Origin of the sequence: Promicromonospora iranensis, assembly GCF_028994775.1 — a bacterium.
In the GTDB taxonomy this organism is placed as follows: Bacteria; Actinomycetota; Actinomycetes; order Actinomycetales; family Cellulomonadaceae; genus Promicromonospora; species Promicromonospora iranensis_A.
Window position 1 is genome coordinate 167,675 of the sequence record NZ_JAJQMN010000006.1, and the last position, 11,814, is coordinate 179,488.

The 11,814-nt window shown below is 70.5% G+C and carries 13 protein-coding genes; 6 read left to right on the plus strand and 7 right to left on the minus strand.

Annotation, left to right across the window (positions count from 1 at the left end; genetic code table 11):
- Positions 1-52: 52 nt before the first annotated feature.
- The 3 genes from dapF to LUU90_RS12900 form a co-directional block, all read right to left on the minus strand.
- The gene (gene dapF / locus LUU90_RS12890; RefSeq protein ID WP_275003830.1) at positions 53-1,018 is read right to left on the minus strand and encodes a diaminopimelate epimerase; all 966 of its coding nucleotides are present in this window, start codon (positions 1,016-1,018) and stop codon (positions 53-55) included.
- On the minus strand, positions 1,015-1,989 hold the full coding sequence (gene miaA / locus LUU90_RS12895; protein WP_275003831.1) for a tRNA (adenosine(37)-N6)-dimethylallyltransferase MiaA: 975 nt from the start codon (positions 1,987-1,989) through the stop codon (positions 1,015-1,017). Before miaA ends, dapF begins: the two co-directional genes overlap by 4 nt.
- Positions 1,990-2,054: 65 nt before the next feature.
- Positions 2,055-2,666, minus strand: a complete 612-nt coding sequence (locus LUU90_RS12900) for a hypothetical protein (RefSeq protein WP_275003832.1) — start codon at positions 2,664-2,666, stop codon at positions 2,055-2,057.
- Positions 2,667-2,777: 111 nt separating this feature from the next.
- Here LUU90_RS12900 and LUU90_RS12905 point away from each other — a divergent pair, with 111 nt between their 5' ends.
- Positions 2,778-3,377 carry a YbjN domain-containing protein gene (locus LUU90_RS12905; protein ID WP_275003833.1) on the plus strand — a complete coding sequence of 200 codons (600 nt, stop codon included), beginning with the start codon at positions 2,778-2,780 and terminating at the stop codon, positions 3,375-3,377.
- The gene (locus LUU90_RS12910) at positions 3,374-3,958 is read left to right on the plus strand and encodes a YbjN domain-containing protein (protein WP_275003834.1); all 585 of its coding nucleotides are present in this window, start codon (positions 3,374-3,376) and stop codon (positions 3,956-3,958) included. The genes LUU90_RS12905 and LUU90_RS12910 overlap by 4 nt, the downstream gene beginning before the upstream one ends.
- 36 nt (positions 3,959-3,994) lie before the next feature.
- On the opposite strand, the gene miaB is transcribed toward LUU90_RS12910, so the two are convergent.
- On the minus strand, positions 3,995-5,653 hold the full coding sequence (miaB, locus tag LUU90_RS12915) for a tRNA (N6-isopentenyl adenosine(37)-C2)-methylthiotransferase MiaB (RefSeq protein ID WP_275003835.1): 1,659 nt from the start codon (positions 5,651-5,653) through the stop codon (positions 3,995-3,997).
- A 149-nt stretch (positions 5,654-5,802) separates the two neighbouring features.
- On the opposite strand from miaB, the gene LUU90_RS12920 reads away from it, so the two are divergent.
- The 4 genes from LUU90_RS12920 (at position 5,803) to LUU90_RS12935 (ending at position 9,229) form a co-directional block, all read left to right on the plus strand.
- Positions 5,803-6,618 (plus strand): amino acid ABC transporter ATP-binding protein, encoded by an 816-nt coding sequence (locus LUU90_RS12920; protein WP_275003836.1) that lies wholly within the window; start codon positions 5,803-5,805, stop codon positions 6,616-6,618.
- Positions 6,619-6,677: 59 nt separating this feature from the next.
- The gene (locus LUU90_RS12925; protein ID WP_275003837.1) at positions 6,678-7,526 is read left to right on the plus strand and encodes a glutamate ABC transporter substrate-binding protein; all 849 of its coding nucleotides are present in this window, start codon (positions 6,678-6,680) and stop codon (positions 7,524-7,526) included.
- Between the two features lie 141 nt (positions 7,527-7,667).
- Entirely contained in the window at positions 7,668-8,357 is a 690-nt protein-coding gene (locus LUU90_RS12930) for an amino acid ABC transporter permease (protein ID WP_275003838.1), read from the plus strand.
- Positions 8,354-9,229, plus strand: a complete 876-nt coding sequence (locus LUU90_RS12935; protein ID WP_275003839.1) for an amino acid ABC transporter permease — start codon at positions 8,354-8,356, stop codon at positions 9,227-9,229. The genes LUU90_RS12930 and LUU90_RS12935 overlap by 4 nt, the downstream gene beginning before the upstream one ends.
- Before the next feature lie 132 nt (positions 9,230-9,361).
- Here LUU90_RS12935 and LUU90_RS12940 read toward each other — a convergent pair whose 3' ends face one another.
- From LUU90_RS12940 to LUU90_RS12950, 3 genes are all read right to left on the minus strand, one after another.
- Entirely contained in the window at positions 9,362-9,994 is a 633-nt protein-coding gene (locus tag LUU90_RS12940; protein WP_275003840.1) for a regulatory protein RecX, read from the minus strand.
- 34 nt (positions 9,995-10,028) lie between these two features.
- Complete coding sequence (recA, locus tag LUU90_RS12945; RefSeq protein ID WP_275003841.1) at positions 10,029-11,249, minus strand: recombinase RecA; 1,221 nt, start codon at positions 11,247-11,249, stop codon at positions 10,029-10,031.
- Between the two features lie 260 nt (positions 11,250-11,509).
- Positions 11,510-11,746, minus strand: coding sequence for a DUF3046 domain-containing protein (locus LUU90_RS12950; protein WP_275003842.1), 237 nt, complete (start codon positions 11,744-11,746; stop codon positions 11,510-11,512).
- Positions 11,747-11,814: the final 68 nt, after the last annotated feature.

Genomic DNA, 11,814 nt, shown 5'->3' on the forward strand with positions numbered 1-11,814 from the left:
TCGGCCGCGTCTCGCCCCCGGCCGAGCGGCCCGCTCGGCGCTGCGCCGTTCCCTAGCGCGCGACCTGCCCGGAGTAGACCAGCTCCGCGGGCCCCGCGAGCTCGACGTTTCCGCTGGGCAGGACCCGCACCCGCACCTCGCCGCCGGGCACCTCGACGATCCACGTGTCGGGGGCCCCGTCGCCGGACGACCCTGCCTGCCAGGTCCGTACCGCGAGCGCCGCGGCGCACGCGCCGGTGCCGCACGACGGCGTCTCGCCCACGCCGCGCTCGTGCACCCGCATGCGGAGGCGGCCGACGACGCCGTCCGGGCCCTCCTCCTCACCGAGCGGCACCACGAGCTCGACGTTGGTGCCGTGCGGGGGCGGGGGCGCTACCTCAGGGGCGTGGAAGAGCTCGAGCGACTCCAGCTCGTCGAGGCTCGCGAGGGCGACGACCGTGTGGGGGTTGCCGAGGTCCACGCTCAGGGCGGGACGGGGTGCGGTCCACCCGTGGACCGCGACAGCGGCGTCGTACCCGTCGGCCGCGGCGGACTCGCCGCCGGGCAGGAACCAGGGCCCCATGTCGACGGCGTACCAGCCACCGGGCTCCTTGGTGACGCGCTTGACGCCGGCGCGCGTGCCGACGCTGAGGGGGCCCACGGAGAGGTCGGCGAGCCCTTCCTGCTCGGCGAAGGCCGCGAAGACCCGCACGCCGTTGCCACACATCTCGGCCACGGAGCCGTCGGAGTTGCGGTAGTCCATGAACCACTCCGCCGTCGGGTCCGCGGTGAGGGCGTCCTGGGCTGCCTGCTCGCCGGCGCGGGCGAGCGCCGCGGTCGGCGCGAGCCGGATCACGCCGTCGCCGCCGACGCCGCTGCGCCGGTCGGTCAGTCTGCGCACGTCCCGCGGCTCGAGCTCGAGCACTCCCGCGGGGTCCGCGATCAGCACGAAGTCGTTCTGTGTGCCGTGCCCCTTCGTGAAGGCAAGAGTGCCGGGCGTCGGGACGGAGGGCACAGGGCTGGTCGCGGGCTGCGTCATGACCCCAGGCTACGGCGCACGGGATCGGTCCCGGCAACCGGCAGGGTGCCGGCGTCGGCGGCCGCGACGATCGCGAGGGCCTCGTCGAGCAGCTCGGGTGAGGCCGCGTCCAGCCAGTGCACGCGCGGGTCGCGCCCGAACCAGCCCATCTGCTTGCGCGCCAGGCGCCGGGTGTTCGCGGTGACGGCCTCCCGTGCCTCCGCCTCGGTGATCTCGCCGCGCCACCAGGCGAGCACCTCCGCGTAGCCGACCGCGCGGGCCGCGGTGACACCCAGCCCGGACCCCGTCCCGCCCTGCTCGGGGCTGGCCAGGGAGCGCACCTCGTCGACCAGGCCGGCGTCCCACATGCGGTCCACGCGCGACGCGACGCGCGCGTCCAGCACCTCTCGCGAGCAGTCGAGCCCGATCTGTACGGCGGGCCGTACGTACTCCTGCCGGGGCAGGTTGGCCGTGTAGGGGCGGCCGGTGATCTCGATGACCTCGAGCGCCCGCACGATGCGACGGGTGTTGTGCGGCCCGATGCTTGTCGCGGCCTGCGGGTCCAGTCCGGACAGCTCCGCGTGCAGGGCGCGGCGGCCCTCGGCCTCGGCGCGCGCCTCGAGCCGTGCCCGGATCTCCGGGTCGGTGCCCGGGAAGTCCATGGCGTCGAGCAGGGCCCGCACGTACAGCCCGGACCCGCCCACGACGACGGCGCGTGCCCCCCGCCCGGCGATCGCGTCCAGGTCGGCGCGCCCGGACTCCTGGTAGCGGGCCACGGAGGCGTCCTGGGACGGGTCCAGCACGTCGAGCTGGTGGTGCGTGATCCCCCGCCGCTCGGCCGGTGGCACCTTGGCCGTACCGACGTCCATGCCGCGGTAGAGCTGGAAGGCGTCCGCGTTGACGATCTCTGCGGCGCCCAGCGCCTGGGCGAGGTCGAGCGCGAGGTCCGACTTCCCGGTGGCGGTGGGACCCACGACGGCGACGACTATCACGCGGCCACTTTACGGGTCACCTGCCGTGGTCTCCTCGCGGTCCGGGGCACCGGCACCCTTCGGCGTCACGACAGGGTCGTCACCCGGTACTCCGGCGGCAGGTGATCGTGCGACAGCTCGAAGACCTGGACGTCCGCGGTCCACCCGTCCGCACCTGCCGCGCGCAGTGCCGCCCGCAGGCCGTCCGTCAGCGCGCCGGGGCTGCCGTCCAGCCCGCCGGGCGCTCCCCCGCCGGCGACGACCAGGCCGTCGCAGCGACGGAGCAGGTCGGCGGTCTGGTCGTCCAGCGACGCACCGTCCGGCGGCACCTCCAGCGTCTCGACGTCGGCGGCACGCGGGCCCAGCACCCCCGCGAGCGCGAGGAGGGCCACCGACGCGCCGGTCCCGGCGGACGGCAGACCGCCGTCGGGCACCGGTGGGTCCACCGCGAGGAGCTGTTCCGCCGAAGGGTCCGGCAGCCAGCGGTCGCTGATGCCGGATCCCGCCAGTGAGGGGCGCAGCCGACCGTGCCGCAGGGCAGGGCCGTGGGCGACGACGAGGGGCAGCCCGCCGCCGACGGTGAGCTCGACCAGGGCGGCCCGGACCGCGGCACGAACCGGCGTCAACGGGTCCCGCCGCAGGCCAGGGGCTACCCCGTCGAGGAGCAGGGGGGTCGCAGGCAGGATGACGGCGCGCACGATCCATGAAACTAGCAGGAGGCCCGGCCTCAAGCCGTTCCGGGCAGATTCCACCCCATTCTCACGCGATCGACGCAGCGCGGTCAGGGGTCTGGCGGGTACTGTGGGCAGGTGAGGTTCTTCGGGTCACGACGCCGGAACACGGCGGGCGACGGCGACCGTGCGGCCACCAGCCCGCAACAGCCCGAGCCCAGGGAACTCGACGATGACGAGCTGCGGGCACAGGTCGAAGGCGTTCTGCTTCGAGAGCTGACGGGCGGTCTCGACGATCCTTCCTCCATCCCTGAGCCGTTGACGCGCGACCGCGTGGTCGAATGGCTGGGCGAGAACGGGTTCAGCTATTTCGTGGACTCGGAGGGCGACGTCGGCGGGCTGTGGCACGGCTGGCTGTTCTACTTCCTGATGGTCGGCGAGAGCTCCGAGGTGCTCCAGGTACGCGGGCAGTGGCACCGCGACCTCACCATCGAGCGGCTCGAGGAGATCCTCGAGCTCTGCAACGAGTGGAACGCCGAGCGCATCTGGCCCAAGACGTACGTCCGGGTCCGGGACAACGGGGCGGTGCTCGTCTACACCGAGGTCACCGTCGACCTGGAGCACGGCGTCACCGAGGACCAGCTGGACCAGCTGCTGCAGTGCGGGCTGACGACCGGCTCCATGTTCTTCGAGCACCTCGACGAGACGTTCCCCGACCCGCTGAGGTCCGCGCCATGAGCCGGGCACAGGGCGGGGGCGGCGCCAGCCGCTGGCTCGCACGACTGCTGAACCCGCGTCCGCCGGCAGCGCGGCGGTCCCCGGGCATGCAGACCCGGACCATCGCCAACGTCCAGGTCGAGAAGCCCCGGCCGCTGAGCACGCAGCGTGTCGGCGACGACCTCTCGCGGCGCGGCTACCGGTTCCGCATCGACGACGACGGCGATGTCACCGGCACCTGGGACGGCAACCGGTTCTGGTTCCTGCTGCTCGGTGAGCACGACGAGATCCTCCAGGTGCGCGGACGCTGGGCGGGCACGCTGCCCGCCGGGGCGCGCCTCGCCGTGCTGCAGGCTGCCAACGACTGGAACCGCGAGCGCATCTGGCCCAAGGTCTACACCCGTGAGGAAGCGGCAGGGCTCGCCCTGTACGCCGAGGTCTCGGTGGACTTCGAGCACGGCGCCACCGACGAGCAGCTCGCTCAGACCGTCTCGTGCGGCCTGGTCACGGCCAGCCAGTTCTTCTCGACGGTCGCCTCGCTCGCCCCGCCGTCGGACACCGAACCGGGCACGGGCTCGGACCCGGACGACACCGCGAAGTAGGACCCGCAGCCAGGCTTGATCCCGCTGCCCGCGGTCCTACTTCCCGCGGAGGACCGGCAGGCCCAGCGAGACCGGGCCCGACGGCGCCGGCGTGCCGTGGGAGTGGGTGTCCTCCCCACCACCGAGACGCACCTTCTCGCGCTCCGCCCACGCGGCACCCGAACGGGTGCGCCGCACCGCGAGGGGTCCCGCGGACACGGGGTCCGCGATCAGATGGTGCGGGGCGGCCTTCGTGACGGTGACGGTCACCATGTCGCCCGGCCTGGGCAGCCCTTCGGGCACGACGGCGGTCAGGCGCGGGTCGTCGAGGCTCGACGGGGTGCCGGTGAGCTCGAGCGTCGGGTCGGGCAGGCCGAAGTGCACCAGCCGGTTGTCCTCGGCTCGGCCCGAGAGGCGGTGCATTGCGCCATCCTTCCTGCCGGAGCCCTCTGACACGAGCACCTCGAGCGTGCGCCCGACCTGCTTGCCGGCCTCCTCGGCGCCGATGCGCTCCTGCAGGGCCAGCAGGCGCTCGAAGCGCTCCTGCACCACGGCCTTGGGCAGCTGGTCGGCCATCGTCGCGGCGGGCGTCCCGGGCCGCGGTGAGTACTGGAAGCTGAAGGCCGAGCTGAACCGGGAGGCCTCGACGACGCGCAGCGTCTCGGCGAAGTCCTCCTCGGTCTCGCCCGGGAAGCCGACGATGATGTCGGTGGTGATCGAGGCGTCAGGCATCGCGGCCCGCACACGGTCGAGGATCCCCAGGAACTTCTCCGAGCGGTACGAGCGACGCATCGCGCGCAGGATCCGGTCGGAGCCGGACTGCAGCGGCATGTGCAGCTGCGGCATCACGTTGGGCGTCTCGGCCATGGCGGCGATGACGTCGTCCGTGAACGCGGCGGGGTGCGGGGACGTGAACCGCACCCGCTCCAGGCCCTCGATCCGGCCGCAGGCCCGCAGGAGCTTGGCGAACGCCCCCCGGTCGCCGAACTCGACGCCGTAGCTGTTCACGTTCTGGCCGAGCAGGGTCACCTCGATGGCGCCGGCGGCGACCAGCGCCTCGACCTCGGCGAGGATCTCCCCCGGACGGCGGTCACGCTCCTTGCCGCGCAGGTGCGGCACGATGCAGAAGGTGCACGTGTTGTTGCAGCCCACCGAGATGCTGACCCAGCCCGCGTAGACGGACTCGCGCTTGGTCGGCAGCGTGGACGGGAAGACCTGCAGCGACTCCGCGATCTCGACCTGCGCCGCCTCGTTGTGCCGAGCACGTTCCAGGAGCACCGGCAGGGCGTCGAGGTTGTGCGTGCCGAAGACGACGTCGACCCATGGCGCCTTCGCCACGATGTCCCCGCGGTCCTTCTGTGCCAGGCACCCGCCGACGGCGATCTGCATACCCGGCCGGGCCGCCTTGATGCTGGCGAGCTGGCCCAGGTTGCCGTACAGCTTGTTGGCGGCGTTCTCGCGCACGGCGCACGTGTTGATCACGACGACGTCGGCGGAGCTGGCCGCCTCGTCCTGGCTGGACGCACGCGTGTAGCCCGCCTGCTCGAGCATCCCGGCCATGTGCTCCGAGTCGTGGACGTTCATCTGGCAGCCCAGCGTGCGCACCATGTAGGTGCGCTGCGGCTGCTCCGGAGCCTCGTCGCGGAGGGCTGGACCGGTCGAGCGGTCGGTCGCGTCGGCGTCGGGCAGGGCTGGGGTGAGGGCGGTCGTGGACATCCCGTCGATTTTACGACCCCTGTCGAGGCATGCCGAACCACGGACTTTCACCACGACAGCAGGCCATAGCGGGCATCTGTTACCGAAACGTTGTGCCCCGATGACCCGTCGACTTGGTCCTTGAAACATCGGATCGTTAGGTTCAAGGGATGGACCAGAGCACCCCGACCACCGGCCAACCGGCGGCCGACGAGACCGTGGACGCTCCGACGTCGGACCGCGTCCTCGGGGCGCCCCTCGTAGAGCTGAACCACGTCAACAAGCACTTCGGTGAGCTGCACGTCTTGCAGGACATCAACCTCACCGTCCACAAGGGCGAGGTACTCGTCGTGATCGGCCCGTCCGGGTCCGGCAAGTCGACGCTGTGCCGCGCGATCAACCGCCTCGAGACGATCGACGACGGCAGCATCGCCGTGGACGGCAAGACCCTTCCCGAGGAGGGCAAGGCGCTCGCCCAGCTGCGGGCCGAGGTCGGCATGGTCTTCCAGTCGTTCAACCTGTTCGCGCACAAGACCGTGCTCGACAACGTGACCCTCGGGCCGCGCAAGGTCCGCGGCATGAGCAAGAAGGACGCCGAGGAGCAGGCACGCACCCTCCTCGACCGGGTGGGCGTCGGCAACCAGGCGGGCAAGATGCCCGCGCAGCTCTCAGGCGGCCAGCAGCAGCGCGTGGCGATCGCACGGGCACTCGCGATGCAGCCCAAGGTGATGCTGTTCGACGAGCCGACGTCGGCTCTCGACCCCGAGATGGTCAACGAGGTGCTCGACGTCATGGTCGCCCTCGCCGAGGAGGGCATGACCATGATCGTGGTCACGCACGAGATGGGCTTCGCCCGCAAGGCTGCCCACCGCGTCGTTTTCATGGCGGACGGCCAGATCGTCGAGGAGGCTCCCCCCGAGGAGTTCTTCACCGCTCCCAAGAGCGAGCGGGCCCGCGACTTCCTCTCGAAGATCCTCACCCACTGATCTTTCACTGACTGAGCCAAGGGTTCCGGACCGGATCCCGCACTTACCGAAGGGGAATCATGCGTAAGCACACCATGGGGCTGCTGGCAATGGCGGCAGCGACCACTCTCACACTCTCCGCCTGTGGCGGTGCCGAGGTCGGCGGCGAGCCCGAGGGCGAGGAGAGCGCCGCTGGCGGCGAAGGCATCACCATCGGCATCAAGTACGACCAGCCGGGCCTCGGCCTGCAGGACGGTGCCGAGTACACGGGCTTTGACGTCGACGTCGCCACGTACGTCGCGAACGAGCTCGGCTACAGCGAGGACCAGATCACCTTCAAGGAGACGCCGTCGGCCAACCGCGAGGCGATGCTCCAGAACGGTGACGTCGACATGATCTTCGCGACCTACTCGATCACTGACGAGCGCAAGGAGGTCATCGACTTCGCCGGCCCGTACTTCGTCGCCGGGCAGGACCTCCTCGTCGCAGCCGACAACACCGACATCACCGGCCCGCAGGACCTCGAGGGCAAGAACCTCTGCTCGGTCACCGGCTCGACGTCGGCAGAGAAGATCAAGACCGAGTACGCCGAGGGCGTCCAGCTCCTGGAGCGTCCGGGCTACGCCGAGTGCGTGACGGCTCTCTCCGCCGGCCAGGTCGACGCCGTCACGACCGACGACATCATCCTCGCCGGTCTCGCGGCGGCCAACGGTGACGGCAACCTCAAGGTCGTCGGCAACCCGTTCTCGGAGGAGAAGTACGGTGTCGGCCTGCCCAAGGGCGACGACCAGTGCGAGGCCATCAACGAGGCGATCACCAAGATGATCGACGAGGGTGCGTGGGAAGAGGCAGTTGCCGCGAACACCGAGGGCGCTGACTACACCCCGAACGCGGACCTCAACCCGCCGACGCCGGAGGCCTGCGCCTGACGTCTCCACTCGTCGTGAACGGGATCGCGCCTGCCGTGCGAGGCGCGATCCCGTTCGCTACGGGGGCGGCACTCCCGCCGTCCGAGACCTGACCGACCGGGGTGCGCCTGCCAAGGGCGCACCTCACCCGAAAGGTGACCCGTGAACGACTATCTGTCCGGGCTCGGCTCGCTCCTGGTGCGGTACGACGTGCTCGGGGCGTTCTGGACCAACATCCAGCTGACGTTCTGGGGCGCGCTGATCGCCCTGGTGCTTGGCACCGCGCTCGCGCTGATGCGCATCTCCCCCATCGCGTCGCTACGGTGGGTCGGTGCCGCGTACGTGAACATCCTCCGTAACACCCCGCTGACGATCATCATGACCTTCATGGTGATGGGCGTGTGGACCGCACTCCAGATCCACGTGGCCGACACGTTCGAGAGCACCTTCTTCCGCCTGGCCGTCGTCGGCCTGGCCGTCTATCACGCGGCGTTCGTGTGCGAGTCGATCCGCTCCGGCGTGAACACCGTTCCGCTCGGGCAGGCGGAGGCGGCACGCGCGATCGGGCTGTCGTTCCTGCCCGCTGCGCGTCTGATCATCCTGCCGCAGGCGTTCCGCGGCGCGATCGCGCCGCTCGGCAACACGCTGATCGCGCTGCTGAAGAACTCCACCGTCGCCGCCGCGGCGAGCGTCTCCTGGGAGACCGCCTCGACGATGAAGACGATGATCGAGTTCAATCCCAACTTCCTCTGGGGGATCTTCGCGATGTTCGCCCTCGGCTACGTGATCCTGGTGATCCCGATCGGCGTGCTGACCACCTGGCTGTCCCAGCGTCTGGCGGTGCAGCGATGAGCGCATCAGTCCTCTTCGACGCGCCGGGACCCAGGACGCGTGCCTGGACGCTCGCCGGAAACATACTCGGCGCCATCCTCGTGATCGGTGTCGCCGTCTGGGTGCTGCTCCAGCTCGACGCCAAGGGCCAGCTCTCCTGGGACCTGTGGGGACCGGTGTTCTCCACCCGCACGTGGCAGTACTACCTGCTCCCCGGCCTGGTGAACACGCTGCGCGCTGCGGCCTTCGCGATCGTCGGCTCCCTCGTGTTCGGGCTCCTGTTCGGCATGGGCCGACTGTCCCAGCTCGCTCCGGTGCGCTGGGTGTGCGGTGTGTTCGTCGAGTTCCTGCGTGCCGTACCCGTGCTGCTCATGATGGTGTTCTTCTACGGGCTGTTCGGTGTGCTGCTGCCCGGTGTGGCGGACAAGGCGTTCCTCGCCGTGGTCGTCGCCCTCATCCTGTACAACGGGTCGGTCATCGCCGAGCTGGTGCGGTCCGGCGTGGGAAACCTGCCCCGTGGTCAGCGCGAAGCCGGTCTGGTGGTCGGCCTGACGGAGGGCCAGACCCTTCGGTCGATCCAGCTCCCACAGGCTCTCGTCGCCATGCTGCCCGCCATGGTGTCGCAGATCGTCGTGGTGCTGAAGGACTCCGCGCTCGGCCAGATCATCGGGTACCAGGAGCTGCTTCGCACCGGGCAGATCGTCTACTCCAGCGACGGCAACCCGCTGCAGGTGCTCACGGCCGTGGCTGTGGTCTTCATCCTCCTCAACGTGCTCCTCACGGTGCTGGCGCACCGCCTGTCCAAGCTGCTGTCCAGCCGGACGGCCGCCACACCGCTCGAGGGAACCGGCATCGGCAACCCGACGGCGGTCGCCGGAGGGACAAAGGTGTGACCGGCATGCGCCCTGGCGACGCCAGGCGATGACGGTAGGTCGGTAGAACGTCAGGTGGTCGGTAGCTCGAGCTACCGACCACCTGACGTTCTACCGACTGCCGCTCCGGGGCCGGGGCACCCCGCCATTCCGTCAGTCCCCGGCGTAGTCGAGGTCGTCCGTGTCCTCGCCCTCCGCGGCGAGCGCCTCCCGCACCAGCTCGAAGGCCAGGCCGGGCGCGTAGCCCTTGCGAGCGAGCGAGCCGACAGCACGACGGACCCGCACCTGGCGGTCCAGGCTGCGCGTGCGGGTGATGAGCTTGGTGGCCAGCCTCGCGCCCGCGACACGTTCGTCGTCGGGGTCGAGCTGGTCCAGGGCCTCGGTGGCCGTGTCCTCGTCGATGCCGCGCCTGCGCAGCTCCGCGGCAATGCCGCGGCGCGCGAGACCCCGCTCGGCGTGGCGGGTACGGACGATGGTCTCGGCGTAGCTCGCGTCGTCCACCAGACCCACCTCGTCGAACCTGTCGAGCACCTGGACGACGACGTCCTCCGGGTAGCCCTTGCGGGCCAGCGACTGCTCCAGCTCGCGCCGGGACCGCTGTGCCGCGGTCAGGGTCTTCAGGACTACCTCACGGGCCTTCTCGACGGCCTCGTCCCGGCTGATCTCGCCGGACTCCAGGCGCTCCACGATGGACTTGCGTGGTGCACGGTCGGCGCTGCTGCGCCCTCCGCGGCTGCTCGTCCAGCCACCGTCCCGAGCGGCCGGATGGCCCCGACGCTTCCCCACGCCGGGACCATCCGCTGGATCACCGTACTGCACGTCAGAACGGCGCCTTCTCGGCGGCCGCTTCCGCCTTCTCGGCGGTCTTCGACACCGCCGGCTTGGTGGCCTTCGAACGTGCGCTGGTCGACTTGGTCGCCTTCGCCGTGGCGGTCGTCCGCGAGGACGAGCTTGCCGCTGCGACGGCACCTGCGGCCGGTGCGGTCTCTGCGGCGGATGTCGCCGCGGCGGCACCCGCGCCCTCGACCGCCGGTGCGTCGACCTTCGGGCCCACGCCCAGCTTCTCCTTGACGCGCTTCTCGATGTCGTTGGCGAGGTCGGGGTTGTCTCGGAGGAACGCTCGCGCGTTCTCCTTGCCCTGGCCGAGCTGGTCGCCCTCGTACGTGAACCACGAGCCCGACTTGCGCACGAAGCCGTGCTCCACGCCCATGTCGATCAGGCCGCCCTCACGGGAGATGCCGTGGCCGTACAGGATGTCGAACTCCGCCTGCTTGAACGGCGGCGCCATCTTGTTCTTGACGACCTTCACACGGGTGCGGTTACCGACGGCGTCCGTACCCTCCTTGAGGGTCTCGATGCGGCGGATGTCGAGGCGGATCGACGCGTAGAACTTCAGCGCCTTGCCACCGGTGGTGGTCTCGGGCGAGCCGAAGAACACGCCGATCTTCTCGCGCAGCTGGTTGATGAAGATGGCGGTGGTGCCGGACGAGCTCAGGGCGCCCGTGATCTTGCGGAGGGCCTGCGACATGAGGCGGGCCTGCAGACCCACGTGGCTGTCGCCCATCTCGCCCTCGATCTCGGCCTTGGGCGTCAGCGCGGCGACGGAGTCGATCACGATGATGTCGAGGGCGCCGGACCGGATCAGCATGTCGGTGATCTCCAGCGCCTGCTCACCGGTGTCCGGCTGCGAGACCAGGAGCGCGTCGGTGTCGACACCGAGCTTCTTGGCGTAGTCCGGGTCCAGCGCGTGCTCGGCGTCGATGAACGCCGCGATGCCGCCCTGGCGCTGCGCGCTGGCCACCGCGTGCAGCGCGATGGTCGTCTTACCCGAGGACTCGGGCCCGTATACCTCGACCACGCGGCCACGGGGCAGACCACCGATACCGAGCGCCACGTCGAGGGCGATCGAGCCGGTCGGAATCACCTCGATGGGTGCGCGGATCTCGTCGCCGAGGCGCATGACCGAGCCCTTGCCAAAGCTGCGGTCGATCTGGGCGAGGGCCGCTTCGAGGGCCTTGTCGCGATCTGCTGGTGCGGGCATGTGCAACACCTTCGGTTTCAGGGCGCTCTGTGCGCCGGCGTGGATGGCTCTGTACGTCGTTGCCGACCGTACGCGGAGCCACTGACACGAACGCCTTCTCCGGCCGCCGCCTGTGGACGACGTTCCGAAATCCGTGTCTGTGGTCAAAGTCTAGCCGAACGCGTGTTCGAGGCAAGGCACGACACATCGGTGTGTCGCAGGACATCTCACCGGTACGGCGACGGTCAGCCCGGGACCCTCACGTCCAGTGCCGCACAGGTTCAGCGACGAGGCGGCGGTGCCTGCCGGTGCTTGTCCTTGCCCCACCGCTCGGAGTCCGGCACGTCCAGCGCGTCGCACAGCGCGTGCCACACGTCACGCGGCTCGTCGCCCTCGTCCAGCGCGACGGCCGGGGTCCGACCGTCGAGCGCGGGCAGCACCTGCTCGCGTGCCAGGGCACGCCCGTAGGCAGGTCCGAACACCTCGTCGATCAGCTGCCAGAAATCCCGTTCGCGCACCCGTCAACCCTACGTCGCCACTGACCCGCCCCGACAACCAGCCCATGTCAGTGGTCAGGGACAGAATG